This window comes from Delftia sp. 11MD (assembly GCF_050907895.1).
Classification (GTDB): domain Bacteria; phylum Pseudomonadota; class Gammaproteobacteria; order Burkholderiales; family Burkholderiaceae_C; genus Comamonas; species Comamonas tsuruhatensis.
The window spans coordinates 4,327,116-4,353,694 of sequence record NZ_CP194333.1 but is presented as its reverse complement, the minus strand read 5'-3'; the positions used below and the strand labels follow the sequence as shown (position 1 = coordinate 4,353,694).

Annotated in this window: 25 protein-coding genes and 1 tRNA gene; 8 read left to right on the top strand and 18 right to left on the bottom strand. The window is 66.2% G+C overall.

From position 1 onward, the window contains the following. Positions 1 to 17: 17 nt before the first annotated feature. The 9 genes from ACRSCF_RS19805 to ACRSCF_RS19765 form a co-directional block, all read right to left on the bottom strand. Positions 18 to 545, bottom strand: coding sequence for a DUF3158 family protein (locus ACRSCF_RS19805; RefSeq protein ID WP_003098978.1), 528 nt, complete (start codon positions 543 to 545; stop codon positions 18 to 20). Further along, complete coding sequence (locus ACRSCF_RS19800) at positions 542 to 1,333, bottom strand: PFL_4669 family integrating conjugative element protein (protein ID WP_003116836.1); 792 nt, start codon at positions 1,331 to 1,333, stop codon at positions 542 to 544. Before ACRSCF_RS19800 ends, ACRSCF_RS19805 begins: the two co-directional genes overlap by 4 nt. Before the next feature lie 429 nt (positions 1,334 to 1,762). Further along, a complete protein-coding gene (locus ACRSCF_RS19795) occupies positions 1,763 to 3,001 on the bottom strand; it encodes an STY4528 family pathogenicity island replication protein (RefSeq protein ID WP_003116837.1) in 1,239 nt (412 codons plus the stop codon). A gap of 3 nt (positions 3,002 to 3,004) precedes the next feature. Continuing rightward, on the bottom strand, positions 3,005 to 3,565 hold the full coding sequence (locus ACRSCF_RS19790; protein ID WP_003090097.1) for a DUF2857 domain-containing protein: 561 nt from the start codon (positions 3,563 to 3,565) through the stop codon (positions 3,005 to 3,007). Positions 3,566 to 3,579: 14 nt separating this feature from the next. Beyond that, positions 3,580 to 5,259 carry a ParB family protein gene (locus tag ACRSCF_RS19785; protein WP_004350508.1) on the bottom strand — a complete coding sequence of 560 codons (1,680 nt, stop codon included), beginning with the start codon at positions 5,257 to 5,259 and terminating at the stop codon, positions 3,580 to 3,582. Next, a complete protein-coding gene (locus ACRSCF_RS19780) occupies positions 5,252 to 5,521 on the bottom strand; it encodes a hypothetical protein (protein WP_003050422.1) in 270 nt (89 codons plus the stop codon). Before ACRSCF_RS19780 ends, ACRSCF_RS19785 begins: the two co-directional genes overlap by 8 nt. Then, positions 5,505 to 6,380: a ParA family protein gene (locus ACRSCF_RS19775; RefSeq protein WP_003098988.1), complete on the bottom strand. Its 876-nt coding sequence runs from the start codon at positions 6,378 to 6,380 to the stop codon at positions 5,505 to 5,507. Before ACRSCF_RS19775 ends, ACRSCF_RS19780 begins: the two co-directional genes overlap by 17 nt. A gap of 42 nt (positions 6,381 to 6,422) precedes the next feature. Further along, on the bottom strand, positions 6,423 to 6,635 hold the full coding sequence (locus ACRSCF_RS19770) for an AlpA family transcriptional regulator (RefSeq protein WP_003090093.1): 213 nt from the start codon (positions 6,633 to 6,635) through the stop codon (positions 6,423 to 6,425). A 118-nt stretch (positions 6,636 to 6,753) separates the two neighbouring features. Then, a complete protein-coding gene (locus ACRSCF_RS19765) occupies positions 6,754 to 7,500 on the bottom strand; it encodes a hypothetical protein (RefSeq protein WP_003098991.1) in 747 nt (248 codons plus the stop codon). Positions 7,501 to 7,950: 450 nt separating this feature from the next. Here ACRSCF_RS19765 and ACRSCF_RS19760 point away from each other — a divergent pair, with 450 nt between their 5' ends. The 4 genes from ACRSCF_RS19760 to ACRSCF_RS19745 all read left to right on the top strand — a co-directional run bounded on the left by ACRSCF_RS19760 (position 7,951) and on the right by ACRSCF_RS19745 (position 10,645). After that, on the top strand, positions 7,951 to 8,451 hold the full coding sequence (locus tag ACRSCF_RS19760) for a DUF305 domain-containing protein (protein ID WP_003098996.1): 501 nt from the start codon (positions 7,951 to 7,953) through the stop codon (positions 8,449 to 8,451). 504 nt (positions 8,452 to 8,955) lie between these two features. Then, positions 8,956 to 9,046, top strand: a tRNA-Leu gene (locus ACRSCF_RS19755). A 328-nt stretch (positions 9,047 to 9,374) separates the two neighbouring features. After that, entirely contained in the window at positions 9,375 to 10,001 is a 627-nt protein-coding gene (locus ACRSCF_RS19750) for a DUF6806 family protein (RefSeq protein ID WP_013803265.1), read from the top strand. A 32-nt stretch (positions 10,002 to 10,033) separates the two neighbouring features. After that, the gene (locus ACRSCF_RS19745; RefSeq protein WP_016445160.1) at positions 10,034 to 10,645 is read left to right on the top strand and encodes a M48 metallopeptidase family protein; all 612 of its coding nucleotides are present in this window, start codon (positions 10,034 to 10,036) and stop codon (positions 10,643 to 10,645) included. A gap of 1 nt (position 10,646) precedes the next feature. On the opposite strand, the gene murI is transcribed toward ACRSCF_RS19745, so the two are convergent. Genes murI through ACRSCF_RS19730 form a run of 3 tightly spaced genes read right to left on the bottom strand, consistent with a single transcriptional unit; the run spans position 10,647 to position 12,812 of the window. Beyond that, positions 10,647 to 11,537, bottom strand: a complete 891-nt coding sequence (gene murI / locus ACRSCF_RS19740; protein ID WP_016453100.1) for a glutamate racemase — start codon at positions 11,535 to 11,537, stop codon at positions 10,647 to 10,649. 58 nt (positions 11,538 to 11,595) lie between these two features. Beyond that, positions 11,596 to 12,183 (bottom strand): GNAT family N-acetyltransferase, encoded by a 588-nt coding sequence (locus tag ACRSCF_RS19735; protein ID WP_034363032.1) that lies wholly within the window; start codon positions 12,181 to 12,183, stop codon positions 11,596 to 11,598. Beyond that, positions 12,180 to 12,812 carry a class I SAM-dependent methyltransferase gene (locus ACRSCF_RS19730; RefSeq protein WP_203399702.1) on the bottom strand — a complete coding sequence of 211 codons (633 nt, stop codon included), beginning with the start codon at positions 12,810 to 12,812 and terminating at the stop codon, positions 12,180 to 12,182. The genes ACRSCF_RS19735 and ACRSCF_RS19730 overlap by 4 nt, the downstream gene beginning before the upstream one ends. Before the next feature lie 318 nt (positions 12,813 to 13,130). On the opposite strand from ACRSCF_RS19730, the gene ACRSCF_RS19725 reads away from it, so the two are divergent. Next, positions 13,131 to 14,837, top strand: coding sequence for an SGNH/GDSL hydrolase family protein (locus tag ACRSCF_RS19725; RefSeq protein WP_203399701.1), 1,707 nt, complete (start codon positions 13,131 to 13,133; stop codon positions 14,835 to 14,837). Positions 14,838 to 14,922: 85 nt separating this feature from the next. On the opposite strand, the gene ACRSCF_RS19720 is transcribed toward ACRSCF_RS19725, so the two are convergent. Next, positions 14,923 to 16,476 (bottom strand): fumarate hydratase, encoded by a 1,554-nt coding sequence (locus tag ACRSCF_RS19720; RefSeq protein ID WP_013803260.1) that lies wholly within the window; start codon positions 16,474 to 16,476, stop codon positions 14,923 to 14,925. A gap of 313 nt (positions 16,477 to 16,789) precedes the next feature. Here ACRSCF_RS19720 and fumC point away from each other — a divergent pair, with 313 nt between their 5' ends. Then, positions 16,790 to 18,181, top strand: coding sequence for a class II fumarate hydratase (gene fumC, locus ACRSCF_RS19715; protein ID WP_016445164.1), 1,392 nt, complete (start codon positions 16,790 to 16,792; stop codon positions 18,179 to 18,181). A gap of 64 nt (positions 18,182 to 18,245) precedes the next feature. On the opposite strand, the gene ACRSCF_RS19710 is transcribed toward fumC, so the two are convergent. The 5 genes from ACRSCF_RS19710 to ACRSCF_RS19690 form a co-directional block, all read right to left on the bottom strand. Next, positions 18,246 to 19,145 carry an alpha/beta hydrolase gene (locus tag ACRSCF_RS19710; protein WP_034363042.1) on the bottom strand — a complete coding sequence of 300 codons (900 nt, stop codon included), beginning with the start codon at positions 19,143 to 19,145 and terminating at the stop codon, positions 18,246 to 18,248. A 114-nt stretch (positions 19,146 to 19,259) separates the two neighbouring features. Further along, complete coding sequence (locus tag ACRSCF_RS19705) at positions 19,260 to 20,486, bottom strand: multidrug effflux MFS transporter (RefSeq protein ID WP_244386386.1); 1,227 nt, start codon at positions 20,484 to 20,486, stop codon at positions 19,260 to 19,262. A gap of 1 nt (position 20,487) precedes the next feature. Next, complete coding sequence (locus ACRSCF_RS19700) at positions 20,488 to 20,997, bottom strand: MarR family winged helix-turn-helix transcriptional regulator (RefSeq protein WP_016453094.1); 510 nt, start codon at positions 20,995 to 20,997, stop codon at positions 20,488 to 20,490. Between the two features lie 116 nt (positions 20,998 to 21,113). Next, positions 21,114 to 21,800, bottom strand: coding sequence for a DUF3334 family protein (locus tag ACRSCF_RS19695; protein ID WP_016445168.1), 687 nt, complete (start codon positions 21,798 to 21,800; stop codon positions 21,114 to 21,116). Between the two features lie 128 nt (positions 21,801 to 21,928). Further along, on the bottom strand, positions 21,929 to 22,915 hold the full coding sequence (locus ACRSCF_RS19690) for a LacI family DNA-binding transcriptional regulator (RefSeq protein ID WP_017407260.1): 987 nt from the start codon (positions 22,913 to 22,915) through the stop codon (positions 21,929 to 21,931). Positions 22,916 to 23,050: 135 nt separating this feature from the next. On the opposite strand from ACRSCF_RS19690, the gene ptsP reads away from it, so the two are divergent. Both ptsP and ACRSCF_RS19680 read left to right on the top strand, forming a co-directional pair. Continuing rightward, a complete protein-coding gene (gene ptsP / locus ACRSCF_RS19685; protein WP_244386384.1) occupies positions 23,051 to 25,594 on the top strand; it encodes a phosphoenolpyruvate--protein phosphotransferase in 2,544 nt (847 codons plus the stop codon). Continuing rightward, positions 25,591 to 26,556, top strand: coding sequence for a 1-phosphofructokinase family hexose kinase (locus ACRSCF_RS19680; RefSeq protein ID WP_034363046.1), 966 nt, complete (start codon positions 25,591 to 25,593; stop codon positions 26,554 to 26,556). Before ptsP ends, ACRSCF_RS19680 begins: the two co-directional genes overlap by 4 nt. Positions 26,557 to 26,579: the final 23 nt, after the last annotated feature.

Below are 26,579 nucleotides of genomic sequence, written 5' to 3'. Positions count from 1 at the left end.
TCGGATGGCAGGCGCAATCACCGATCGCGCACTGCGGCAGGAACGGACGCGAGCCGGCGCAGGTAGGTGTTGTCCGCCTGCGCGGCCTTGCTGGCGCATTCCTGTGCTTGCCTGCCCAGGGTGTGCAGCAGGCTGATCTGCATGTTCAGCATGACGCGCTGCAGTTCGATCTCGTGCAGGTCGTGCAGCAGGTTGACCGGCGTGCTGGGGCTCGCCATCAGCTCCTGCCACAACGCCACGCCCATGGCCGATCGATCGTGCTTGCGCCAGCGAAGAAAGGTCGTGCCTGCGCCAGTGGTCTGCTGGGCCAGCTCGACGGGAAGCAGGTGGAAGGGATGCCCGCACGCCTGTGGCAGCACCTGTCGCTGCGCCAGGGCAATCAACTCGTCGCGCATGGCGAAGCACTGGCTGGCCCAGGCCTCGAAGTCCCCTTTACCTTTAAAAGGCTTTAAAAGGCCTTTTAGAGAGGCCGCGTGTTCCAGCCGCATGAAGGCTGGCTGTTCCAGACGACGGAAGTAGCGCGGTTCGCGGTTCGGGTCGCTCATGCCGGTTCGTCCTCGCCGGCGGCTGTGGACTTGGCCTCGGCCGAATCGGCGGCAGCGCCTTCGTCGGTGGGAGATGCGGCTGCGGCAGCGCTATCACCACGCTGTTGCAGACCACGGCGCACGACGGGCGGCGCAAACTTCGAGCGGCGCATGCCTTCGAGCACGTCCTGCGGCAGTTCGCCGAACTTCTCCAATGCTGCCCGAGCTGCGGCGTTCTTGGCCGCGAAGTCGTCGCGGGTGCAGCCCGAGTAGCGGTATTGCTGGGCCAGGCTGAACAGGCTGCGCAGCGCGTGGGCACCTTCGTTGAGCCAGCGCTCCAACGTCGAGCGATCGATCAGCGCGGTGTGGTGGGCGAGGATCAGCTTGCGGGCGATGTCGTCGTAGTCGGCCAGCAGATAGACGGCGGCAAAGCCGAGCTGCGCGTTCACGAACAAGGGGAGCTTCACCGGCTGCACGTTGAGGTTCTCACCCAGGCTCAACGCCGCAGGCACGCCGGCCAGTGCCTGGTCAACCTGCTCGCGCAGCGATTGCAACGTGGTCCTGGTCTGGTCGAGCTTTTCCTCGATGCGCAACATCCACCAGTCGCTGTACGGGTCGTCCTGCTCCGAGCCGCGCTTCATCTTGTTCATCACGGCGATGTAGCCGTTCAGGCCGACGATGCCGGGTCGCCCCTCGGCGGCGGCGCGGCCATGCCAGATGCGCGAGGCGTGGTGGGTGTGCAGCGTCAGCGACATCGCGCTGCGCAGGGAGCCGAGGTTGAGTTGCAATGGTTCGTTGCTGGTTGCCATGGTGATCGCTCGCTGGTGGACAGGGAGCCGCCAGCATCCGCATGCAGCGGAAGGCAGTCAGTCAACAAACCGAAATGAGCCGACCCCCGGTTCTGTGCGCGCTGGCGGCGCAGCGCGCAACGGTCCCCTGGGGACCGCTCCGCAGATGGGCACTCACATCGGCGTTCCCGTCCTCGGTTGTTGACGGTATGCGTGCTGCACCGCACGTCGCGCTGCCGTTCGACACGATCCTTCGCCGCGCAGCCGTCCCCAGGGGACCGTTCCGTTGAGCGCCATGGAGGTCTGCTTCATGGTCTTGCATGCGCTCTACTCAGGTTTTGCGCAGCATGTCGCGCCGTCGCCCGGCGCTTCACCGCACAGCCGTCCCCAGGGGACCGTTTCTGCCGACCGCCATGGAGATCTACTTCACGGCTTTGACAAGCCCTGTGCTCAGGATTTGCGCAGCAGATCGCGCAGGCGCTCGATGTGCTGCCGGGCCACCTCGGGCGGCACGACGTTGCGCGGCGGCTCGGTTGGTGGCGCTCGCGCCGCCGATGGTGTTGGCGGTGCCGGGCCGGTCTGCTTGGCCCAGGCATTGAACTCGCCGCGCATGGCGCGCTGGATGATGCCGAACAGATAACCGGCGGGGTTGCGGATGCCATGCTTGCCGCACCGTGCGGCCCATTCGTCCAGCACGGCCTGCCGCAGGGCAGCGTCCACCTGCTGCAACGCCATCTTGGCTCCGGCCTGCTGTTCCGCCTTCAGTTCCGCGAAGCGCTTGGGCCATTGCAGGTCGCCCAGCGCACGCGCCTGCGCGGTAGTACGTACTTCATCAATACGACTACTACGTACTGTACGGTCCTGCTTCGAATTCCGAAGAGCGCCGTCTGGCGCGGGTTTCGGCCCTGCTTCGGATTCCGAAGATGGGCGATCGCCATTCCGAAGAAGGCTCGCGGGCCCTTCTTCGGAATCGTGGACCGCATCCTCCTGTGGATAACTTTCGGAGGCGGTGATGCCCTGGTCGGCCAGGCGCTCGGCGAGCACTTGCAGCCGCGACGGCAAGGTGCGTCCGGACAGCATCGGGTCGTCCGCGATCTCCTGGAGGGTGTTGAGTCCCACCACCTGGACGGCCTTGGCCGAATGCCCCAGCGACTGGCTGACCAGGGCCAGGTAGTCGGCGTCGAGTTGCATCGCCTCGAACGGCGTCAGCGGTTCGTCGTGCAGGACGTAGAGGTTGCCGAGGATGCGACCGGTCTTGGGGTCGCGCCGTCGTCGCACGAGGCTCAGCCAGCGCGTCAGGCGCAGCAGCGTCAGCGCCCGCGCCACGGTCTCATGGGAGGCCTGGCCTGCGCAGGGCATCGACGCCAGCCAGGGGCGCAACTGCTCATAGGTGGGAAATGCCGTGACGCCATCGTCGTTGAGCATCAATCGGAACACCTGCCAGGCGTTGCGCTCCAGCGGTGTCAGGCGGCGGTCGAGGAACAGCCGCCGCGGCACGCTCTCGTGCCGATTGCCACTGAACAGGAAGGCGTCGCCGGACGTAGGAGGCGTGGGCGTTGGAGCAGGCAGGGACGCGGGAGCGCCAGAGCTGGACTTGGGCGCGAGGTCCTTCAGCGCAGCGTCGAACAGGTCGGCGAGTGCGATGGGGCCAGGGCGCTGGGCTCGTGGGGCGGTGTCGTCCACGGCCATGGCCTAGCCCAATCCCTGATCGACCCAGTTCCTGATCGCGGCCCAGACCACCGAGAGCGGCAGCGACATGCCCTCGGCCAGGTCCATGGCCGCATCGAGAATCGAGGTCTCGTCCTCCAGATCGACGTTCCTGCTGCTGGTCACGGCTTTCCATTGCCGCCACAGTTCGGTGTCCTGGGTCTCGTCCAGGACGGGGTGGCGCCCCTTGCGCTTGGGCAGGCCGAGGATCTCCCGCCGCAGGGCGACTTCCTGATGGGTCAGGCCATAGAAGCGGCTGACCATCTCCGTGCTGGCCCCCAGCCGCAGCATGCGATCGACCGTGGCGATTTCCTTCTCCACGTCCTGTGCCTGGTTGAGCAGGCGCTGCAGCACTTCGCGGTTGACCGTGACCGAGCACCACGAGACGCTGGCGTTGGCCAGCACGCTGATCAGCGCGGGGTGCTTGAGCGCATCCAGCTCGGCCTCGCCGAAGCCCATGGCCTTGCAGCGGCGCAGTTGGCCGTTGCGAAGGTCATACAGCGCCTGGGCAATCACGGCCTGGTTGAGCGGATGCGATGTGGACATGCGGCCTCCCTCGCTCACGTCCCGGGCGCCGTGGTGCCGGCTTCCAGGTCCAGCAGACGCCGGGCGAGGCGCAGCAGCCGAAAGAGCTTGACCAACGCCGTGTCGCTCAAGCGCCTTGCGCCGCTGCCATGGCCTTGGCTCTGGCCGTGCAACAGGGTCGGCAGGTCGGCGGCGAGCTGCGCGCCGTCCAGGCCCGCTTCGGCGACGGGCTGACCCGTCAGGGAAGTGAGCAGCGTCAGCACCGCGCGGCCGAGCGGCGACGGGGCTTGGCCGCGGGCGCGGCACGCAAACCCGATGCCATCGGCGCGATCCTCGATGCACTCGTCCAGGCCTGCCTCCCCGGCGATCTCGCGCGCGAACTGCGCGATGTGGATGCGCAGCCGATCGGGCGTGTCCAGGCCGGCGTCGATGTACCAGACGTCGGAGATCGGATAGAGTCCGCCGGCTTGCACCGGGATGGACTGCAGCACGCTCGCCGAGAAGTCGGGCGGCAGCGCATCGCCCAACTGGTCGGCGACCATGCGCTGGATCGATTGGAGCCGTTCTGTCGTCGGTGCTGGCGAGACGATGTGCTCGCGAAGCAGATCGCCCGGTGCGGCCGGCTGGCTTCCCGTGGCCGCTTCGCCAACCGCCGTGTCGTCGTGGCGCAAGGTGGGCTCGGACGCCGGAGGGCTGGCGGGTGGAGGACCGGCCGCCGCTGCAGGCGTGGCGATGGACGATGCTGCGCCCGGCGGAGTCGGCGTGCCGGCGGTGGGCGAAGGCAACGCCGGCTGCGCCGCAGGTGGCGTCGGGTCACTGACCAGCGCCCGGTGGCGGCTTTCCGATTCGGTCAGGTCCAGCGCCAGCACGTCGTAGCCGATGCCCAGCAGCTCGGACATCTGGCCGATCAGCTCGTCTTGCACGCGCTGCGGCGCGAACTCGTCGCCCTGCGTGTCGAACTGCGCCAGCACCTCCTGAAAGAAACTGTCGAAGTCCAGCGGCAGCGAACGGTCCTTGGCGTAGTGCTCCCAGGTGCGTTTGCAGGCCGTGCGCATGACCGACAGCCGCTCGACCTGGTGGCGCCCCAGGCCGCCATAGAGCACAGTGGGAATGGCGGGCAGCAGGTAGCGCACCGCGTCGGCCATGCGGGTGATGTGCGACCGCTGGACGGGGAAGCCATCGGCCGCCAGGCGGCGGGCCAGTTCCGACTGGCTCAGGGCGGCGCCGCTCTCCTGCTCGTAGAACTCCCGTGCTTTCTCGACGCCGAGCGCGCGCTCGATGAACGTGAGGCCGCCGCGCAGTTCGTTCTCGGCAAGATGCCCGGTCAGCGCGACGATTTCACCGCGCTCCGGCCATGGTCGGAACAGGCACGATATGCGGAAGAAGCGTTCTTCCTTGGTCTCCGACCAGAGTTCGCGCAGGATCGCCAGTCGCGTGTTGCCGCCGTTGCGGATGATGTAGTGGTCCTCGCCGGGCCTGCGCGTGATGGCCGGCGCCGCGTCCAGGCCGCGCTCGCGGATGGATGCCTTGATTTCCTCGTAAGCCGGGTTGCGCTTCATGCGCGGGTCATGGTCGTAGGGCCGCAACTGGTCCAGCGTCACGACCATGGGCGTGTCCGCGATCGGGTCGCTCAAGGCCGTAGCCGCTGGGCCGCTGCGCTCGAAGCCGGCCGCGAGCAGCTTGCCTGCCATGTCCTGCGAGGTCATGTCAGCCATGGCCGCACCCCTCGCAGTCCCCACGACCGCCGGCCGGCGCCATGCGGGCCTCTCGCTCGGCGCGGCGGATCTGCGCACGGGCGTTCAATTCGGCCCGGTGGTCACTCGCTGTCGAACTCGTGTAGATCGCCGCGCAGCCGGCCTTGGTGAACTTGAGGTGCCCGCCCGGCGTGCGCTTGACGTGCCAGCCCTCACCGACCGCGAACTCGATCAGGGCGCGCAGCCGTTTGTGGCCGCGGGCCAGCTCATGTGCGTTCGCCATGGGGCCTCCCAGGATCAAGAGGTCGCTGCGGGCGGCCGGATACTTGAGCCAGTCGGTCCTGCCATTGCGGGAACAACTCGCTGGCGAGCGCGCGCATCGTGTCGAGCGCGGCAGGGGCGACTCTGCCGGGCGGCTGGCGGTGCTCGACCCGATGCACCGGCAGGCCGCGCGTTGCGGCACGTGGATACGCTTCTATGGCCGGCACGTCGGTGGCGAGCACGCGGATGCCGGCGCTGTCCTGGAACAGGTCGCGCAAGGCCTGCTGGATCAGCCGTGCGTTGGCGGACACCGGGTGGACGCGGTTGATGAGCAAGTGCAGCGGCGGCGGTTCGATGCCCAGGTGCCGGTACGGCGCAATGTCTTCGAGCAACTGCATGGTGCCGCGCCGCAGCTCGCGTGCCGCGAGGATCTCCGGCGTGACGGGCGACAGCGCGAGATCGGAGGCGAGCACCGCCATCTCCAGCAGCACGGAACGCGCGCCCTGGGTGTCGATCAGCACCAGGTCGTAGAGGGGAGCAAGTGCTGGCAGCAGATGCCGCAACCGCAGGCGGCCATCCGGCGCATGCAGCAACAACGTGTTCAGCTCGCCCCGGTGGTCGTCGGACAGCACCAGGTCCAGGCCCGCGATGATCGTGCGGGACACGAGCTGGCCAAGGTCGCGCTCGTTGAAGGCCAACAGCTCATAGATGCCGCCCGGCGCGCGCTGGGTCAGTTCGTAGTAGGAGGACAAGGTGGGCTGCACGTCGAGATCGAGCAGCAGCACGCGCAGGCCCGCGTCCGCGGCGAGCCCGCCCAGGTTGGCGGCCGTCGTGGTCTTGCCGACGCCGCCCTTCGTTGAAATGATGGACACGACCTGCATGGCGCTCTCCGGCTGGGAATGGGAAGTCCGCGGGAGAGCGGGTCAGGTCCGGTGGTTGAGGCGCTCGGCGATCCACTGGTCGATTTCGATCGAATCCCAGCCGACAGCGCGCACGCCCAGGCGCAGCGCCTGAGGGAACTGGCGCTTCTTCATCAGGTTGTAGATGTGGGCGCGTTTGAAGCCGGACTTCGCTTCGACTTCATCGAGCCGCAGGATGCGGCGCTCGTTCGGCGGGAGTACAGGGGTCTGCGACATGGCGGTCACTCCTGAACGCTCGGTGGCGTTTGTTGGCGTGACCTCTATTCAATAGACCTGGCTGCGGAAAGACATTGCAAATGCAATCTCCGCGATTGCACATACAAGCTGGATAACCTCATGCGCTTGCGCTACGAACGTACCTCTTAGCGTTGGCGAACTTTCCGTTTAAGGTGCGCTCAGTGATGCCCATGGTGCCGCCGTAGTGGGCGACCAATGCAGAGACAAGGGCCTCCTGCGTTTTGAAGCTGGAATAGGGCACGCCTGAAGGCGACTGGCTCAGCATCAGCGTCAACATCCCTCCAATGATGTTGAGATAGGTCGTTTCCGCCCGTTCGCTGATCTCGCATTGCTTGGATGCCAACAGCACCGAGGATTGCTTGAGTAGCGTGTCGTGCTGCTCCTGCAGTTCTCGCATCTCACGTCGGGCTTGTTCAAGCGCGGCCTGAAGGGCCAGCCGCTCCACGAGGATCGCCTGTCCTGTTTCCATGGTGATGAAAGGATGCGCCATGCGTTCGCCACGGCTGAACAGAAATCCTGGCCGGTGCTCGGGATAGTGGGTGCGCATCCAGCGTTTTAGATCGACATGGCGAACAGTCAGATCCAGAGAATTGAGCAGGTTCGGATCATTGAGCGTGATCCCGTTCTTGCCGTAGGGCAGCTCTCCGTTGAGGATGCCGTCATAGATACGTTCCGAGTGCAGCCGGCACTCATTCCATCGAGGGCAGTTCAGCGACCGAGGCAGGACACGCGGTGACGCGATCGTGGCCAGGATCATCGGGAGATACCGCAGCAACCCAGCCCATCGGATGGCCGCCTCGATGGGACGATAGAACACCTTTGATGTTGAAATGTCCTTGTGCATGTCTTCGTCTCCTTTCGGGTGCGCTACATCACCGGCTCCTTTCTTGCCCAAGGGCTGTTGTGTCGTTATGGCCTGCGACGGACGCTTGAGGCGATGCCCTAAGCGAAGGCGGAGGAGGCCATTGGCGTCCGCCGCAGGTGGCCTTGTCTTGCTTGATATGCAAGAATCGATCAGTTGCCGGCCCATCGAGCGATGAGGACGCAAGCTCGATATTGGCGCTCACGGTACCAGCGTCATAGGTGGCGCAAAGCCCATCAAGACCGATTTGGTATGGTCTGATATCCAGACGGTTCAAGACCAGCGAGTTGAAGCGTTCGACGCCCCTACGTCCAGTTGGGGACTGGAAATCAGCGGTTAGTGATGCATCGCTCCACATGCTGATATATCGACAAAGTATCTGCCGCAGTACCAGTGACCCTGCCAGGTTGCCCCAGCACATAGGAGACGGAGATGGCTGAACATTCCCATGAACATCAACATCACACATCCGGTCAGATGGGTAAGCACGGCCGACCATACGCCAAGTTCTGGGTGAACATGGTGTTGGGCCTCGTCGTCATGTACTTCGTAATGTTCAGCATGATCGACGGCGCCAGGGACTTCAGAAACAATCTCAACATGCTCTACATGGCGGTCACTATGTGGGCGCCAATGGGCATCTTCATGCTAGCGACAATGCCCGGCATGTTTCCAAACCGGCGGCTCAATCTCGTGCTGTACGGCTTGTTTGCCGTTCTCACACTCGGTTCTTTTGCCGCTACCCGTGCTCAAACCGGAATCGGCGATCGACAGTTCATCGCGTCTATGGTCCCGCACCATTCGGGAGCGATCCTCATGTGCCGCGAGGCGCAGCTCTCAGATCCGGAACTCGTCAACCTATGCCAAGCGATTTCCGATGGCCAGCGCGCGGAGATCGAGCAGATGAACCGGATTGCTGCACGCCTTCGTTGAGGCTGGCTGCCACTACACTGGCGCCGCGTTGCGCTCCGGCGAAGTTAGCCGCAGCGATGTAAAGATGAGTACTTGCGGTGTTCCGATGCCGGCGGTTGTGTCCTACAGCCGTCCAGGTGCCAGGTAGTCCACGCGACACCACCCCGCGCTGCCTGCGGAGCGAGCGCAAGTCATGATCGTCGCAAGTTGGAGTTCGATAGCGAACCCGCTCAGCAGCTGGACGCATCAGGCGTAACGACGGGTGGATGGATCATCCTTGGACGCTGGTGGAAGTGGTTGGATGAACTTTGTTGCCGAGGGCGAAAAACAAGGCTATAATTGAGTTCTTTGCTGATCACCACAGTGGAGAAAGTGATTGGGAAACAGAGACTTAGCGCTCTAGTGCATGACTCGTTTCCCGCTCCAATTCAGAAAAAAGGGAAGCGGTAACGCTTCCCTTTTTCGTTGGTGCTGCAGTTCGCAGGCATGAGCAGCTTGCGTTGGCCTGTGACGCTGCGGCGCAGGGCCCCGATGGTGAAATTGGTAGACACTGCGGACTTAAAATCCGCCGCTTCCGAACAGGGGCGTGCCGGTTCGATCCCGGCTCGGGGCACCATGAGCTATGTGCAGCAGCGTTCTGATGCTGCAATCTTTGTAGCAATTTTGCGTTGAGGCGAATGCTGCGGTTGCGCAATGTTTCGCGGTGCTGCGCAGTGCATGTTGCTGGCTTCGTGCTCTTGCAGCACCGCATTGTGGCCATGCGCCGCCAAGTCCTTGCCGGCTGCATTACGTGCGAGAATCCCTTCATCAGGCCCCGGGCTGCTTGCCTGGATGGCGCGGCTCGGGCAGACAGTGATGGCGATGCCTGCATGCGTTCCGTTGACATTGATCGTGGCACATGGTGCGGCGTGACAGGTGTGGCCAAACTCATCCCAGACGAGAACATGTCGAATTACAACGCTCCATTTGAAATCCACGTGCACGGCCAGGTGCTGCTGCGCCCCGACACGACCTACGAGCAGTTGCAGGAAGCGCTGGGCCCGCTGTGGAAGTATGCGGGTGCCCGCTCCCTGGCCGATGGCGCTGGCAGCGTCTACGAAGAAGAGCCCGGCATCCAGTTCGATACCAAGGAGCGCCTGCTCCAGGTGTGCTGGACGGTGCGCGGCGATGAGGACTTCCGCCAGTCGCTGGACGACATGTGCATGGGCATCAACGAGCTGGCCGAGCAGGGCGCTGCCATCGAGGTGACCTTCTACGACACCGAGTTCGACGAGGAAGAGGAGTCCGAAGAGGCCGAGTCGCGCGACGACTTCGTCATGCTCTTCGTGGGCCCGACGCCCGCGGCCATCATGCAGGTGCAGCGCGACCTGCTGGTGCAGGACGTGGTCAACCTGATGGAGCGCCATTTCGACGGCTCCGAGCTGGGTGGCGTGGTGCAGGAGATCGACAAGCTGTTCTCCCAGCGCTTCGACGCCCTGGTCAGCTCGCTGGAGATCGGCAAGCCGCCGCGCGGCATGGGTGGATCGGGTTCGGGCCACGGCGGCAACCGCCGCCCCCGCCACCTGCATTGAGCGCAAGGCGCTGCCCCGCGCAGCGTACAGCCATGGCGGCACAGGCCAGCACGCCCAAGTATTCCGGAGCAGTCACCGAGACCGTGCGCCGCCAGCGCGAGCAACGGCGCGAGGTGGCCGGTGGCGCGCTGCCGCTTCCCTACCTGTCCGCCTACCCGGCCGCGCTGCAGTCACAGGTGCGTGGCTGGCTGGCCGATGACAAGGCCGAGGCCTGGCTGCTGCGCAAGCATCCCGAGGCCCATGCCGTGCGCACGGACAAGAGCCTCTATGACTACGTGGATGCCCTCAAGGGCCGGCACCTGCGCAATGCCGGCACGCTGAACAAAGTGGCTTACGACGGCCGCATCCATGTGGTCCACAACGCCCTGGGCCTGCACACGCGCCGCGCCGTGGTGCAGGGAAGTCGCCTCAATGCACGGCATGAGATCCGCATCGGTGCACTGTTCAAGCAAGCGCCCGAGGCTTTTTTGCGCATGATCGTCGTCCACGAGCTGGCCCACCTGCGCGAGCCCGATCACGACAAGGCCTTCTACCAGCTGTGCACCCACATGGAGCCCGAATACCACCAGTTGGAGTTCGAGTTGCGGCTGTACCTGAGCTGGATGGACCACTCGGGCCGGCGCCTGTGGCAGGCGCAGCCGTGATTCAAGCGGCCGTGGGGATGGCGCTGGATTCGCCGACCTGAACGGACGAGCAGCATTGCGCGGGCAGATCCAGCCAGCGCGATGCCGCAGCCTGCAGGGCCTGCAGCGATCCCGTGGTCATCAGCTGGACCTGGCCCTCTGCCGCGGGCAAGGGGCCTGATTCGCTGGCCAGGGTGCCCAGTCGTTCCAGTACGCGCCGCGTCTGGCGTGCCACCGGGGCACCGGTGTCGATGAACTGGATGTCCGGCCCCAGCAGCGTGCGCAACTGCTCGCGGGCGAATATGTAGTGGGTGCAGCCCAGCACCAGGGAATCCATCTCGCCCGTCTTCTGTCCGAAGCTGCCCAGGGCATTCACATACCTGGCGCACAGGCGCGCGACCTCGGTGGCCATGGGGTCGGCGGGAACGGGCTGCTCCGTGCTTTCCTCGATGGCCTTGGCCAGACCGTCGCAGGGCTGGACATGGAATTGCACGCGCTGGCCATGGTCGGCCACCAACCGGGCAAAGCGCGCACTGCTCACCGTGCCGCGCGTGGCCATCACGCCCACGTGGCCGGTCTGGCTCGATAGCGAAGCGGGCTTGATGGCGGGCTCCACACCGATCAGGGGCAGTTCGGGCATTTCAGCGCGCAGCATGTCCACGGCAGCGGCCGTGGCCGTATTGCAGGCGATCACCAGTACCTTGATCTGGTGCTGCTCGCACAGGTGGCGCGCAATGGTGCGCGTGCGCTGCTGCACGAAGGCGTCGCCGCGTGCATCGCCATACGGTGCATAGCCGCTGTCGGCCAGGTAGATGAAGCGCTCATGCGGCAGCTCATGGCGCAGCGCCTGCAGCACGCTGAGGCCGCCGATGCCGCTGTCGAAGACGCCGATGGGAGAGGCCGGGGAGGTCATGTGGAGATGCGGATAAAGGCTTTTGGAGGCGGCGCCCAGTATGCCCGCTCGGGCGCGTTCATGCTCGGGCCATGGCTTGCTGCTGCAGCCATTGGGCATGTGTCAGGCGGTACAGGCAATGCCTGCGCAGCGCATGGCCTGCCGGCACCTCCGGATGGTCGAAGTCATGGGCGTCGCGCTCCATGCCCAGGCGCTGCATCACGGCCTGCGAACGCAGGTTGGACAGCGCGGTGAACGAGACGATGGACTCCAGATGCAACGCGCCGAAGCCGTGCGCCAGCGCCGCCCGCGCGCCTTCGCTGGCCAGGCCCTGGCCCCAGAAAGGCCGGGCGAGCCGCCAGCCGATTTCCACGCAGGGCGAGAACGGCAAAGACGCGGCGGGAGTGTGCAGCCCGATGAAGCCCATGAACTCGCCACTGGCAAGGTGCTCTGCCGCCCAGAAGCCCCAGCCGCGTTCCTCGATCAGTGCCTGGATCCTGTCTGCCATGGCATCGCTTTGTTCACGGCTGAGCAGTGCCGGAAAGTGCTCCATGACCTGTGGGTCGGCATTCAGCGCGGCAAAGGGCTGCCGGTCGCCGGCCTGCCACTGGCGCAGTATCAGGCGCAGTGTCCGCAGGGTCGCTACAGGGGAATGTGTGGTGGTCATGGTTGGAGAGGGCGCTGCAGCACCAGCAGATAGGCGGCCGCATGGCCGTGGAAGGAGTGGGGGATGAAGCCTGCCTTGCCTGCCAGCTTTTCCACGCTGGTGCGGCGCTGGAAATGCGGGTCGAAGACCAGCTCGGCCACGGCTAGCAGGCCGCCGGGGCGCAGGCTCTGAAACACGTCGGCCAGCGCGGCCTGGCGGTCCGGAATCTCTCCCAGCACGGCGGCCATCACGGCGCGGTCGTGCTGCTCGGCTGCCAGTTGCCCCTGGCCCAGCGCCGCCGCCTGGGTGCGCACATTCTCCAGCCCCTGCGCGCGCGCCTTGGCCGCCACCTGTTCGAGCATGGCCGGCTGCAGGTCCACGGCCAGCACCTGTCCCTGCGCGCCAACGGCACGTGCCAACGGCAGGGTGACGCGGCCTGGGCCGCAGCCCGCGTCCAGCACTTTCATGCCTGGCTGGATCTGCAGTTGCCCGACGATGAAGGCGGCCTTGTTGCTGGCCGCGAAGGGGTTGTCAAGCTCGACCATCCAGCGCAGCCAGGACGGGCAGGGCAGGACATGGCGGCGGGAGGACAGGCGCCAGGCCAGGCTGGTCACGGCCAGCAGGGCGATGAGGGCAAGCACAAGGGTCATTGTTGGGTATCCGGGGCAGGTTTGAAGGGGCGCAGTTTTGCACACATTGATGGTGCCGGTGAAGAGTCTTGCCGGTAGACGCTATATACGAATGCGGACAGAGGGTGTTTCTCCATCCATGCATTGGGCGGCAGATATCTTGTCTCTATCCATGATTTTTTTCGGAGATGCGGCTGAAGAATGTGGCGCACACTAAATGATGCAAGAGTTGTGCTGTGTACAAGCACATCGAAAGCCGGGTCAATTGTTCTGCCTATTGCGTGATGATGTACCTGCCATCACATGGTGGTTGTTGGAAATCTGCAAAAGGTGAACAAAATGGCAAAGAAAATTGCAATCCTCGGCGATAGCATCAGTGCTCAGCAAGGCATGTATGACGCGCCTTGGCCAGTATTGCTGCAAAGCTCCATGCAATCCGGTGGGGAATCCGTTGAAGTGACGGATCTGAGCAAGAATGGCTATACGTTCAGAAATGCCATGGACCAGCCCACTTATGGATCCATGACTCCCGCACAACGCTGTGTACAGGATAGTCCCGACATGGTGATCGTCGCGTTGGGTATTAACGACTTCTTCCAGCAAAGCGGCGAGAGCGTTGATGTGGTCAAGGCGAATGCCAAGAGGCTATTTGATTTCCTGCGAGCCCAGCTTCCCTCGGTCGTGATTTTATATGCCAGTGAAACTCCCTATGACAGGGTGCACGGCGCGCCGGCATCCTTGTTGAATCGGCATTTTCTGCCTGTATTTTTCAATAACGACAATGCCGGTCTCTTGAACCAGTTGTATTGCGCGGAAAATCTTGCCAATCCTGTGGCCGTCAGCCATCGATCTGCCATGGCGTCCTGGCTGGCACTGGATGAATATATCAAGGGTCTGGCCGTGGTCAACGGGAGTTTCGAGTTGCCCGTGTGGCCGTGCTGCCGCCTTGGCTTGGTAGGAACGGACGGGCTCCATCCTACCAATGTGGGGCACAAGTTTCTGCATTCAGCGGCGCGCAGGGCCATGGAGGATCTGGGTCCCGCCAAAACCCTGTTTCCCAAGCTGAGCACACAAGGTGACAATAGCTGGAATTCCTGGAAAAAGCTCTTCGACGGCGTATTGCAGGACAACGGTACAGAATATGTGGCCAAGCAGCCCGTGGCTGCAGATTTGCATGCAATGCAGTACTTTGGTCCATGGATTGCCGAAGTGTCTGACATGTGGTTTTTACCAACCCATGGAACACTCAATACCAGTACGACGAATTACATCCGCGGAAGCGCCCAGGTGTGGAGCGTGACGGGCGCGACACCAAAGGCACCGGTGTATTCCTCTATTAATGATGCACCCTGGGTTTTGCATTCCCGCTCCACGGATTCCCGTGGAAACTATCTGGATGCGGGATCTCTGGACGGCTTGCCGGATGGCAGCTACACCATCCGTTACCGTGTGGCCAATGAGGTGTTTCCGGCCGTGGTCGTCAAAATCAGTGGAGTGGCCGATGCAAAAGCCGATGGCTCCAATGCAACGGGCGCCTGGCCCATAAAGATCGCGGGTCCGGCTGCCATGGTGCGCCAAGGGTTTTATTCGGGCCGCAGCATGCCCAATGGACGGGTGATTCCCGCTTCTGCAAGGTTTCCATTGGATTTGGGCAGCGCGTGGGCCCAAGGTTGGCTGGAATCCGCAACTATTTCTACGGAAGGTCGGGTGTTCAATGGATGCCGCCTGAATTCTTCGGCGGGCTCCAGTTGCTGGATCAGGGTGAACGCACGGGCGACTGTCAGCGCCACCAGTGCAAACAAGCTGATATGGCTGGGCCTGTTTGTGGCCGACGCAGGCGGCACGCTCAAGAACACCATGGTCATCGGCGGCAGCTATTCCTCACCGCGGCCGGCCGAACTTGCCAGTGTTTGCGGTGAGGCCGTCGTGCCGTTGTTGCCCGGCGATCGCATGGCTCCCTGGATCTATGTGGTGGATGGAGGGTCTTCGGTGTCGGATGGGGGAGATGGGAATTTCTGGGAGTTCAGTGCAAACCTTGTCTACTGAGCAGGGAATGCCTGGAGATTCCCGGCCCCGATGAACGCAAATGAAAAACCGCCCGAAGGCGGTTTTTCTGCGCTTGCCGGAAGCCTCAGGCCGAGGCAATCTCAATGGTCTTGAACTCGCCGGATGCGATGCGCTTTTGCCATTCGGCAGGGCCGGTGATGTGGGCGCTGGTGCCGCCGGCATCCACGGCCACGGTCACGGGCATGTCCACCACGTCGAATTCGTAGATGGCTTCCATGCCCAGGTCCTCGAAGCCCACGACCTTGGCGTTCTTGATGGCCTTGGACACCAGGTAGGCGGCGCCGCCCACGGCCATCAGGTAGGCCGACTTGTGGTTCTTGATGGACTCGATGGCCACCGGGCCGCGCTCGGCCTTGCCGATCATGGCGATCAGGCCGGTCTGCTCCAGCATCATGTCGGTGAACTTGTCCATGCGGGTGGCCGTGGTCGGGCCTGCGGGGCCCACGGCTTCGTCCTTGACCGGGTCCACGGGGCCGACGTAGTAGATCACGCGGTTGGTGAAGTCCACGGGCAGCTTCTCGCCCTTGGCCAGCATGTCCTGGATGCGCTTGTGGGCGGCATCGCGGCCCGTGAGCATCTTGCCGTTGAGCAGCAGTGTGTCGCCGGGCTTCCAGCTGGCCACTTCTTCCTTGGTCAGGGCGTTGAGGTCCACGCGGCGCGACTTGTTGTAGTCGGGCTCCCAGTCGATCTTGGGCCACAGGTCCAGCGAGGGGGCGTCCATGTAGACCGCGCCGGAGCCGTCCATCACGAAGTGCGCGTGGCGCGTGGCCGCGCAGTTGGGGATCATGGCCACGGGCTTGGAGGCCGCATGCGTGGGGTACATCTTGATCTTGATGTCCAGCACGGTTGCCAGGCCGCCCAGGCCTTGCGCGCCAATGCCCAGGGCGTTGACCTTCTCGTACAGCTCCAGGCGCAGTTCCTCGACCTGGTCGAGCTTCTCGCCGCGCGCGGCCTTGGCCTGCAGCTCGTACATGTCCAGGTCTTCCATCAGGCTTTCCTTGGCCAGCAGCACGGCCTTCTCGGCGGTGCCGCCGATGCCGATGCCCAGCATGCCCGGCGGGCACCAGCCCGCGCCCATGGTCGGAACGGTCTTGAGAACCCAGTCCACCAGGTTGTCGCTGGGGTTCATCATGATCATCTTGGACTTGTTCTCCGAGCCGCCGCCCTTGGCGGCCACCGTCACGTCCAGCTTGTCGCCGGGCACGATCTGCACGTTGATGACGGCAGGCGTGTTGTCCTTGGTGTTCTTGCGCGCGAACAGCGGATCGGCCACGACCGAGGCACGCAGCGTGTTGTCGGGGTGGTTGTAGCCGCGGCGCACGCCTTCGTTGATGGCGTCTTCCAGGCCGCCCGTGAAGCCTTCCCAGCGCACGTCCATGCCCACCTTCAGGAACACGTTGACGATGCCGGTGTCCTGGCAGATCGGGCGGTGGCCGGTGGCCGACATCTTGGAGTTGGTCAGGATCTGGGCCATCGCGTCCTTGGCCGCCGGGCTCTGCTCGCGCTCGTAGGCGCGGGCCAGGTGGGCGATGTAGTCGGCGGGGTGGTAGTAGCTGATGTACTGCAGGGCGCCTGCGATCGAATCGATCAGGTCCTGCTGGCGGATCGTGGTGGTCATCGGTGGGGTGTCTTTTTGATCGGGGGAACAGGGGAGGGGAATCCCGGGGGCGATTATCGGCGCTGCGCGGCGGAAAGTGCACGCAAGGGGTGCAGTCTTGTACAAGAGTCGAGGGGTTTGCCTGGACAAGCCCGCCTCGGCGACACCTCAGTGGGGGATGGATGCGAGAGGTTCCCATTTGCGGAGTTACCATGGGCGGGTTTTTGCCATTGCGGCCCCGCCAGCCAGACATCCCCGAGCCACGCAGCGCGCGGCCCGCCGACCTGCCTCCAGCCAACTGCGCCGCGTTGTTTTCACCAAGGAGTCCACACCAATGACCGCGACCCGCCAGGAAAAAGACACTTTCGGACCCATAGCCGTCCCCGCAGACAAGCTTTGGGGCGCGCAGACGCAGCGTTCGCTGCAGAACTTCGACATCAGCGGCGAGCAGCAGCCGCGCGAGATCATCCACGCGCTGGCCCAGGTCAAGAAGGCCTCGGCCACCGTCAACCACAAGCTGGGCCTGCTCGACGAGAAGAAGACCCGGGCCATCCTGGCCGCCGCCGACGAGGTGATCGCCGGCAAGCACCCGGACGAGTTCCCGCTGGTGGTCTGGCAGACCGGCTCGGGCACGCAGACCAACATGAACGTCAACGAGGTGCTGGCCAACCGCGCCAGCGAAATCCTCGGTGGCGAGCGGGGCGAGTCGCGCCTGGTCCACCCCAATGACGACGTGAACAAGAGCCAGTCGAGCAACGACGTATTCCCGACCGCCATGCACGTGGCTGCCGTCACGGCCATCGAGCAAAAGCTGCTGCCCGCCATTGCCCTGCTGCGCAACACGCTGCAGGCCAAGAGCGAGGCTTATGCCGACATCGTCAAGATCGGCCGCACCCACCTGCAGGACGCCACGCCGCTGACGCTGGGCCAGGAAATCTCGGGCTGGGTGGCCCAGCTGGCCCATGGCGAAAAGCATGTGCGCGCCGCGCTGCCGCACCTGTACGAGCTGGCGCTGGGCGGCACGGCCGTGGGCACGGGCCTGAATGCGCCCAAGGGCTATGCCGAGGGCGTGGCGGCCGAGCTGTCCCAGCTCACCGGCTACCCGTTCGTGACGGCGCCCAGCAAGTTCGAGGCCCTGGCCTCGTGCGACGGCCTGGTCCACGCCCACGGCGCGCTCAAGACGCTGGCCGCCAGCATGATGAAGATCGCCAACGACGTGCGCTGGCTGGCCTCCGGCCCGCGCAGCGGCCTGGGCGAGATCTCCATCCCCGAGAACGAGCCCGGCTCGTCCATCATGCCCGGCAAGGTCAACCCCACGCAGAGCGAGGCGGTGACCATGCTGGCGGCCCAGGTCTTCGGCAACGACGTGGCCATCAACTTCGGCGGCGCCTCGGGCAACTTCGAGCTGAACGTGTTCCGCCCCATGGTTTCGCACAACTTCCTGCAGAGCGTGCGCCTGCTGGCCGATGGCATGAAGAGCTTCAACGACCACTGCGCCGTGGGCATCGAGCCCAACCGCGAGCGCATCACCGAGCTGGTGCAGCGCTCGCTGATGCTGGTGACGGCGCTGAACCCGCACATCGGCTACGACAAGGCGGCCTACATCGCCAAGAAGGCGCACAAGGAAGGCTCCAGCCTGCGCGAAGCGGCCGTGGCCTCCGGCCACCTGACCGGCGAGCAGTTCGACGCCTGGGTGATCCCTGCCAAGATGGTCGGCAACCTGTAGGACCTGCTGATGCAATCAAAAAGGGGAGCCGATCGGCTCCCCTTTTTTTGCTTCATGGCCTGGCTCAGTTGTCCGCCTGCGGGCGGCGCACGGTGCGGAACACATACTTGAGCGCGTCGCCGATGGTGCTTTCCCAGACCGGCCATTCATGCTTGCCGTTGACGATGCGCAGCTCGGCAGGCTGCTTGTTCCTGCGCAGCTGGGCGTAGAGCTGGGCGGCGTCGGACTCGATCATGAATTCATCGTCGTCGCCCGAATTGATGTACATGGGCACGCTGATCTTGCGGGCGAGAAAGCTGTCCCACAGCGCGGGGTAGTTGTAGCTTTTCCAGACCGTGGTGCTGTACTGGCCGCCCGTGTTGGGTTCGGCAAAGACCTTGACCGAGCGTGCCGAGGAATCGGCGGGCGGCTCTGGGTTGTAGATGGCGGGGCTCAGCAGGGCGGCGGCCTGGAATTTCTCCGGGTACTTGAGCACGTAGCGCAGCGCGCCGTAGCCGCCCATGGACAGGCCGCCGATCACGCGGCCATCGCGGCTGGTGAGGGTGCGGTACTTCTTCTCGACATGGGGGACGAGGTCCTGGAAGAAGGCCGTCTCCATGGGCTCCTTGAGGTCCACGTACCAGGTTGTTCCCGCGTCGGGCATGACGATGATGGCGGGCGGGATCTCCCCGTTCTGGATCAGCTGGTCCACCGTGCGCAGCAGGTTGCCCTTGACGGGCCAGTCGTTGCGCTGGCCGTCATTGCCGTGCAGCAGGTACATGACGGGATAGCGCAGCCTGGACTGGGCGTCGTAGCCCGTGGGCAGGTAGACGTTGTAGGTCCAGCTGCGCTGCAGCGTGGCGCTCTTGAACTCGGCGGCCTCGATGGAGCCGGCCTGGGCGGCCGGGCCGGCCAGCAGCGCGGCGGCCGCCAGCGTGCCGGAGGCGGCCTGGCGCAGGACGATGGAAAAGGAAAGTTGGCGCATGTTTTTTGTCTCCTGTGGTCCGTGGCAAGGGCCCACGGCTGCGCCAATGTAATCGAGGCCCTGGCCCCGCCTGCGCTCCGCGCGGCCGGGCCGTCGCCTCGGGGACCATGGTCCTCAGCCGGGCGCACGCTGCGCGTGGCGCAGCGCGCTGCGAAAGCCCAACTGCCCCACCATGCACGCCACGACCAGGGCCAGCGCGGCCGACAGCGCCGGGTTGCTGCCCAGGCTGGCGCCCAAGGTGCACAGGCCGCCCACGGCCATTTGCGTGCTGCCGTAGACACCGGCGGCCGAGCCCGTGAGGCGCGGATGCACGCTCAGCGCGCTGGCCAGCGCCGCAGGGCTGGTCAGGCCCGAACCCAGCGCGAACAGCACCATCAGCCCCACCACGATGGCCGGCGTGAGCTGGTTGAACAGGGCCAGCAACAGCAGCATGGCCGCGCTGGCCAGGCTCAGCAGATTGCCGTTGAGCATCAGCCGCTCCAGGGGCCAGTGGCGTATCAGCTGGCGGGCCAGCGCATTGCCCACGGCCATGCCGCCCATGAGCAGGCCCAGGTAGATGGCCACCTCATGCTTGGTGGAATGCAGCTGCTCGATGAACACGAAGGGCGCCGCCGCCAGGAAGGCATAGATGGACGTGGTGGCGCAGCCGCCGCCCACGGCAAAGCCCACGAAGGCCGGCGAGCGCAGCAGGCTGCTGTAGTCGTCGCGGATGGTGCCCAGGTGCAGGCGGCCCGTGGGCTGGCCGGTTTCGGGCAGCAGCTTCCAGATGCCGAAGGCCGTCACGCCGCCGACCACGGCCAGCGTGCCGAAGATGGCGCGCCAGCCCAGGGCGTCGTCGATGGCCGAGCCGATGGCCGGCGCGATGCCGGGGCCGATCATCATCATCAGGTTGAGCAGCGCCAGGCTGCCCACGGCGTTCTCGGGCGTGCTCGAATCGCGCGCAATGGCGCGGCCCAGGGCCAGGCCCGCGCAGCCGCCCAGCGCCTGGAGCAGCCGCGCGCCGATCAGCCAGGGGGCGGACGGGGCGAGAAAGGCCGCCAGGCTGGCCAGCGCATAGAGGATGAGTCCGGCCAGCAGCATGGGGCGGCGCCCCAGGCTGTCCGACAGCGGGCCATAGATCAGCTGGCCCACGCCCAGGCCCAGGATGTAGACCGTGATGGTCAGCTGCATCTGGCTGGCGCCGGCCTGGAGCTGGCGTGCCGCATCGGGCAGGGCGGGCAGGAACATGTGCATGGCCAGCGTGCCGACGATGGTCACGACCACCAGCAGCCACAGCGGCGCCTTGCGGCTGGCCGCTGCATGGTCCTGGGCGGGTGGCAGCGAAGAGTGCTCGGCCGCCATCTCAGGCAGCCTGCTCGTCGGGCAGGTCCGTGTCGCAGGCGGGCTCGGCGGCCATGGCCTCCAGCAGGCGCTGCAGCGTGGCATAGGCCGCACCCAGTTCCTCGGGCGGCACGGCGCCCAGCACCTGGGCGCGGGCCTGCTGCAGCAGGCCCTGCACGGCTTCGACCTGGGCATGGCCGGCTGGCGTGAGCTGGATTTTCCTGACGCGGCGGTCGCTGTCGTCCACGCGCTCTATCCAGCCCTGGGCGGCCAGGCCGTCCACCAGGCGCACGACCGAGGAGCTGTCCAGCGCCAGGGAATGGGCCAGATCCTTCTGGCGCATGGCCTCGGGCGAACGCGCCAGATGCATCAGCGGCATCCACAGCGCCTGGGTCAGGCCCATGGGCGCCAGCAGCCTGTCCAGCGTGCGGCGCCATTGCTTGTTGACTTGGCCCAGCGTGAACATGAAATGCCGCTGCACGCTGGCGGCATCGGCTTGCGCGGGCGGGGACTGGTCGGGAAGGGAAGACATCGTGGCATTCAAATAGTTGGCATTCCAATTATCTGCATGTCAACGATATCGTTTCCCGGAGCCGCCTGATACATCCGCAGGCGTCAGGGTTTTGGCCCCCGCAGGGGAGGCGGGGCCTACATGCCCAGGGACTTGAGCAGTTCGTCGGTGTCCGTGCTGCCGGCCGGTTCAGGCGCTGCGGCGGGGGCGCTGGCGTTGGCCTGCGCCATGAGGGCGTCCGGGTCGGGGCGCTCCTGCGGTTCGAAATCCACCACCTTGATGAACTCCGTGCGGTCCATGGCCAGCTCGAGATAGAAGATGTTGTTGTTGCCCGTGTAGAAGGTCACGCGGCGCGCCTCGGGAGAGTCGAGGTTGGCATCCACGCTGAGGTTGACCTGCTTGTTAAGGCGGATCATCTTGGGCTGGCTTTGCGTGATGTAGGTCTGAAGCTCGCGCTGGACCTTGCTGGTGAAGTCGCCCACCACCTGGTTCATCAGCTCGCCCATGACGTTGCTGACATCGTCGGAGGTGTAGGAGCTGGCAAGGTCCTCTTCACCCATGCCCATGCTCAGCATGTAGCTGCGGTACAGCTCCATGGCGGCGGCGGCCGAGAAGTTGATGATCACCAGGCCCGAAAAGCCGCCGTCCACCAGGACAAAGCAGCCGATGTCGGGCTTGAGGCTGGTCTTGGTGATGCGCTGCACCATGCCCGAATACTGGATCTGGCACTGCGTGGCCACCTGGAGCACGCGCGAGACGGAGTTGCAGAGGCTGATCAGCACGTCTTCCGTGCCATGGACGATGGGATGTTGGGGCTGGTTCATGAGGTCAACGGGACAAAATTGTGAGCGATTATGGGTGCAAGTCCGTTGTTTGCGACTGTTTGTAACATTGAAAGTCCAATGTGCCCCCTCCTGGGGCGGGGCTTGGCAGGCGGCCCCGAAAGCCGCGCTCAGCGAATCGCCTGCGTGGACTCGCGCACTATGCAGCGCCCCTGCATGACCACCTTGCGCACGGGCAGCTCGGGCGCATGCAGCCGCTCCATCAGCAGGCTGAAGGCCGTTCGGCCCATGGCGTCGATCGGCTGCTCGATGACGGTGATGGCGGGGGCCACCAGTTCTGTCCAGCGCTCGTTGTCGAAACCGGCGAGCGCCACATCGCCGGGTATGCGCAGGCCGGCTGCGCGTATCGCGCGCAGGCAGCCTTCCAGCAGCAGGCCGTTGCTGGCCACGAAGGCGTCGGGCCGCTGCGGCTGGCGCAGCCATTGCGTGACTTCGGCCTCGGCGGCATCGCTGGTCGGGGGCAATTGGCGCAAGTCGGGCTCCAGGCCTGCATCGCGCATGGCGGCCAGATAGCCGTCGCAGCGCTCGCGCGCCGTGCTGCTGGTGCTGCCGAAGACGCCTGCAATGCGGCGGCGGCCCTGTTCCACCAGATGCCTGACCAGGGTGGCGCAGGCCTGGGCGTTGTCCAGCACCACGCTGTCATGGAAGGCCGGGGCGCCCGCCCGGTCCACCAGGACAACGGGAAACTCCAGCTGCATGCGCTCGAGCTTGTGCAGGCTGGCCTGGGTGGGCGCAAAGATCAGCCCCGCGATGCGCTCTTCCTGCATGAGCTGCAGGTACATGGCTTCGCGCTGCGGGTCTTCGTCGGTATTGCACAACAGCACGCGCCGGCCCTGGCGATAGGCCTCGGCCTCGACCGCGCGGATCAGGGCCGTGAAAAACGGGTTGCGTATGTCGGCCACCAGCACGCCCATGGGCCCTGCGTCGCGCGCGCGCAGCCGGCGCGCCATCAGATTGGGCCGGTAGCCCGTGGCCTGCACGGCGGCCGCGACCCGCGCCCGGACTTCTTCGCTGACCGAGCCGCCCGCCAGCGCGCGCGATACCGTTGATTTGGAAACCCCGGCCGCACGGGCCACATCGTTGATGCTGATGCTCAATGCAATCGTTCCCGTTGGTTGTGGTGTGCCGCAGAGGATAACTCCAAAGAAATGCCGAGGTATGGCCGGATTGTGGCCAGGTTATGTTGCAGTGCAGATTGACTGATGGTTGGGAACGTTCCCACAATCCGCGCCATGATCAATGCCCATTCATCCCTCCCGGCGGTTGCACCCACCGCTTCTGCGGGCCTGCAGATCGCCGTGCGCCTCGACGCCAGGGTGCGCGACAAGGCCGACGCCATCGCCCAGGCGGCCCGGCTGCTCCAGGACCGTGGCTGCGTGGCCCCTGGCTATGCCACCGGCATGCAGGCGCGCGAGGCCCAGGCCGAAACCTTTCTGGGCCACGGCGTGGCCATTCCCCATGGCCGCGCCGAAGACCGGGCCCTGGTGCTGCGCGACGCGGTGGCCGTGCTCCAGGTGCGCGAGGGCCTGGATTGGAATGCCGGCCAGAACGTGCATCTGGTGGTGGCGGTGGCGGCACGCTCCGATGCCCACATCACCTTGCTGCGCCGTCTGGCCGGCCTGCTGCAGACACCCCGGCTGCAGGCGCTGTTCACCACCGGCGATGCGCAGCAGGTCATCGATGCACTCCAGGGGCAAGCGGACCCGGCGCCGCCTGCCGCCCGCCCGGCGGCAGTGGACCTGGCCGAGGCGCGCGAATGGACCATTGCCTATCCCAACGGCCTGCATGCGCGGCCTGCCACGCGCTGGGCGGAGGCGGCGCGCGGCTTTGCCTCGCGCATCCAGGTGCGCCATGGCGGCGAGGTGGCCGATGCGCGGCAGATGGCCAGCCTGCTGCAGCTGGGACTGCGCGAAGGCGACAAGGTCACCATCTCGGCAGAGGGCCCTGACGCCAGGGCCGCGGTCCAGCGCCTGTGTGCCGTGGCCCAGGCCCTGGTGGCCCAGGAACGTGCCGATGCCGACGCCGCTGCGCGCAAGGCGGCCGAATCGCCCGCCACGGGCTGGCTGCCGCCGCTGGCGCGGCCTGCCTTTGTGGGCCTGGGCGCCAGCCCGGGGCTGGCCGTGGCCCGCATCCACCAGTGGCGTGTGGAGGCCGCCGAGATCCCCGACCTGCCTGAGCCGCTCAGCGTGGGCGGCGGGCGGCTGCATGCGGCGCTGGCCGAGACACAGGGCCAGCTGCGCGCCCTGCATGACGACACTCGCCGCCGCCTGGGCGAAGGCGATGCGGCCATCTTCAGCGCGCAGGCCGAGTGGCTGGGCGACACCGGTCTCCTCACGCGCGCCTGCCAGTTCATGGTCCAGGGCCACGGCGTGGCCTGGGCCTGGGACCAGGCCGTGGAGGAGGGCGCTGCCCGTCTCCAGGCGCTGGACAACCCCGCGCTGGCCGCGCGTGCCGCCGACCTGCGCGACGTGGGCCGGCGCGTGCTGGTGCAACTGCAGCCCTCGCTGGCAGCGGCGGGGCCGGAGGGCCTGCCGGAAGGCGGCTGCATCCTGGTCGCGGCCGATCTTTCGCCCTCGGAAACCGCCCAGCTGGACACGGCGCGCGTGGCCGCGCTGGTCACGGCGCAGGGCAGCCCCACCTCGCACACGGCCATACTCGCGCGCACGCTGGGGCTGCCGGCCGCCGTGGCGGCAGGCGGCGGCGTGCTGGGCATGGCCGATGGGGCCCTGGCCATCGTCGATGGCGCCAACGGCCGCATCTACCTTGATCCCTCGGAGCAGGACCTGGCTTCGGCGCGTGCCCACATGGCCGAGCAGCAGGCACTGCAGGAACGCGTGGCCGCGCAGCGCAGCCTGCCTGCCATCACCACCGATGGCGTGCGCATCGAAGTCTGCGCCAACGTCAACCTGCCCGGGCAGGTGCCGCTGGCCCTGTCCCAGGGCGCCGAGGGCGTGGGCCTGATGCGCACGGAATTCCTGTTCCTGGAGCGCGGCAGCACGCCCGGCGAGGACGAGCAGTACGAAACCTACCGCGCCATGGCGCAGGCGCTGGAGGGCCGGCCGCTGATCGTTCGCGCGCTGGACATCGGCGGCGACAAGCAGGTCGCCCACCTGGAGCTGCCGCGCGAGGACAACCCCTTCCTGGGAGTGCGCGGCGCGCGGCTGCTGCTGCGCCGCCCCGACCTGCTGGAGCCCCAGATGCGCGCCCTGTACCGGGCGGCCCGCGATGGCGCAAGGCTGTCGGTGATGTTTCCCATGGTCACCAGCGTGCAGGAACTGCTGGCGCTGCGCGCGGCCTGCGAACGGCTGCGCGCCGAACTGGACGCTCCGGTCCTGCCGCTGGGCATCATGATCGAGGTGCCCGCCGCCGCCGTGCAGGCCGACGCACTGGCCCGCCATGCCGATTTCTTCTCCATAGGCACCAACGACCTGACCCAGTACGTGCTGGCCATGGACCGCCAGAACCCGCAACTGGCGGCCGAGGCCGACAGCCTGCATCCGGCCGTGCTGCGGATGGTGCGTGCCACCGTGCAGGGCGCTGCCACCTGCGCGCGCCCCGTGGGCGTCTGCGGCGGACTGGCCGGCGACCCGTTCGGTGCGCTGCTGCTGGCCGGGCTGGGGGTGGGCGAGCTGTCGATGACGCCCAACGACATCGCCGGTGTCAAGGCCGGCCTGCGCGCGGCCAGCCTGCGGCAGCTGCAGGCGCTCGCAGACAGGGCGCTCGGCTGCGAGGATGCCGCGCAGGTGCGGGCACTGGCCAAGGAGGTGACGGCATGAACGCCCCGCAAGCCATTACCGTGACCCTGAACCCGGCCATAGACCAGCTTGTGACCCTGGACGCGCTGCTGCCCGGCCAGGTGCAGCGCGCGCTGGGCAGCGTGCAGGCGCCGGGCGGCAAGGGCATCAATGTTGCCGCCGCCTTGGCGGGCCTGGGCATTTCCACGGCCGCGCTGGGCGTGCTGGGCAGCGACAACGCCGGCATGTTCGAGGCCTTGTTCGCCCAGCGCGGCATTGCCGACGCCTGCCTGCGCGTGCCGGGCCAGACGCGCACCAACATCAAGCTGGTGGCCGATGGCGGACGCCAGACCACGGACATCAACCTGCCGGGCCTGGCCTTGGCCGAAGCGCATCTGCACGCCGTCATGTCCGCGCTGGCCCGGTATCGGCGGCCCGGCCTGGCCGTGGTGCTGTCGGGCAGCCTGCCCGCCGGCCTGCCTGCGGACAGCTGGGCCCGGCTCCAGGCCCAGGCCGTGGCCGCCGGTGCCGACGTGCTGCTGGACACCAGCGAGGCCCCCCTGGCCGCCGCCCTGGCGACGGCCCCCCATGCGGCCATGCCCTGGGCCATCAAGCCCAACCGGGAGGAGTTGCAGGCCGCCACCGGCCAGCGCCTGGACGGCCGCGATGCGCTTCTGGCCGCCGCGCGCCGCCTGCTGGACAGGGGGCTGGGGCTGGCCGTGGTGTCCATGGGCGAGGAGGGCGCGCTGTTTGCCAGCGCGCAAGGCGCGGTGATTGCGCGGCCGCCGCAGCGCGCGCGCGGCAGCTCCGTGGGTGCGGGCGATGCCATGGTCGCGGGCATGGTGGCCGCGCGGCTGCGCGGACTGGATCTGGCGGACACCGCGCGCCTGTCCACGGCCAGCGCACTGGCCTGGCTGCAGGCCGCGCCCGCGCGCGAAGTCGATGCCAACCGCGTCCAGGCACTGGCTGCCAGCGTGCTGCTGGAGCCATGCCAGTGGCCGTGATCCCCCATTCTTCAGGAGCTTTC

Bases quoted from the DNA above. Each gene is read 5' to 3' on its own strand.
- ACRSCF_RS19750 (WP_013803265.1), top strand. From the start codon at position 9,375: ATGTCGAATTACAACGCTCCATTTGAAATCCACGTGCACGGCCAGGTG.
- ACRSCF_RS19805 (WP_003098978.1), bottom strand. From the start codon at position 545: ATGAGCGACCCGAACCGCGAACCGCGCTACTTCCGTCGTCTGGAACAG.
- ACRSCF_RS19705 (WP_244386386.1), bottom strand. From the start codon at position 20,486: ATGGCGGCCGAGCACTCTTCGCTGCCACCCGCCCAGGACCATGCAGCG.
- ACRSCF_RS19765 (WP_003098991.1), bottom strand. From the start codon at position 7,500: ATGCACAAGGACATTTCAACATCAAAGGTGTTCTATCGTCCCATCGAG.
- ACRSCF_RS19785 (WP_004350508.1), bottom strand. From the start codon at position 5,259: ATGGCTGACATGACCTCGCAGGACATGGCAGGCAAGCTGCTCGCGGCC.
- murI (WP_016453100.1), bottom strand. From the start codon at position 11,537: ATGACCTCCCCGGCCTCTCCCATCGGCGTCTTCGACAGCGGCATCGGC.
- ACRSCF_RS19730 (WP_203399702.1), bottom strand. From the start codon at position 12,812: ATGACCCTTGTGCTTGCCCTCATCGCCCTGCTGGCCGTGACCAGCCTG.
- ACRSCF_RS19700 (WP_016453094.1), bottom strand. From the start codon at position 20,997: ATGTCTTCCCTTCCCGACCAGTCCCCGCCCGCGCAAGCCGATGCCGCC.
- ACRSCF_RS19775 (WP_003098988.1), bottom strand. From the start codon at position 6,380: ATGCAGGTCGTGTCCATCATTTCAACGAAGGGCGGCGTCGGCAAGACC.
- ACRSCF_RS19735 (WP_034363032.1), bottom strand. From the start codon at position 12,183: ATGACCACCACACATTCCCCTGTAGCGACCCTGCGGACACTGCGCCTG.
- fumC (WP_016445164.1), top strand. From the start codon at position 16,790: ATGACCGCGACCCGCCAGGAAAAAGACACTTTCGGACCCATAGCCGTC.
- ACRSCF_RS19695 (WP_016445168.1), bottom strand. From the start codon at position 21,800: ATGAACCAGCCCCAACATCCCATCGTCCATGGCACGGAAGACGTGCTG.
- ptsP (WP_244386384.1), top strand. From the start codon at position 23,051: ATGATCAATGCCCATTCATCCCTCCCGGCGGTTGCACCCACCGCTTCT.
- ACRSCF_RS19745 (WP_016445160.1), top strand. From the start codon at position 10,034: ATGGCGGCACAGGCCAGCACGCCCAAGTATTCCGGAGCAGTCACCGAG.
- ACRSCF_RS19725 (WP_203399701.1), top strand. From the start codon at position 13,131: ATGGCAAAGAAAATTGCAATCCTCGGCGATAGCATCAGTGCTCAGCAA.
- ACRSCF_RS19780 (WP_003050422.1), bottom strand. From the start codon at position 5,521: ATGGCGAACGCACATGAGCTGGCCCGCGGCCACAAACGGCTGCGCGCC.
- ACRSCF_RS19800 (WP_003116836.1), bottom strand. From the start codon at position 1,333: ATGGCAACCAGCAACGAACCATTGCAACTCAACCTCGGCTCCCTGCGC.
- ACRSCF_RS19770 (WP_003090093.1), bottom strand. From the start codon at position 6,635: ATGTCGCAGACCCCTGTACTCCCGCCGAACGAGCGCCGCATCCTGCGG.
- ACRSCF_RS19720 (WP_013803260.1), bottom strand. From the start codon at position 16,476: ATGACCACCACGATCCGCCAGCAGGACCTGATCGATTCGATCGCAGGC.
- ACRSCF_RS19710 (WP_034363042.1), bottom strand. From the start codon at position 19,145: ATGCGCCAACTTTCCTTTTCCATCGTCCTGCGCCAGGCCGCCTCCGGC.
- ACRSCF_RS19790 (WP_003090097.1), bottom strand. From the start codon at position 3,565: ATGTCCACATCGCATCCGCTCAACCAGGCCGTGATTGCCCAGGCGCTG.
- ACRSCF_RS19680 (WP_034363046.1), top strand. From the start codon at position 25,591: ATGAACGCCCCGCAAGCCATTACCGTGACCCTGAACCCGGCCATAGAC.
- ACRSCF_RS19795 (WP_003116837.1), bottom strand. From the start codon at position 3,001: ATGGCCGTGGACGACACCGCCCCACGAGCCCAGCGCCCTGGCCCCATC.
- ACRSCF_RS19760 (WP_003098996.1), top strand. From the start codon at position 7,951: ATGGCTGAACATTCCCATGAACATCAACATCACACATCCGGTCAGATG.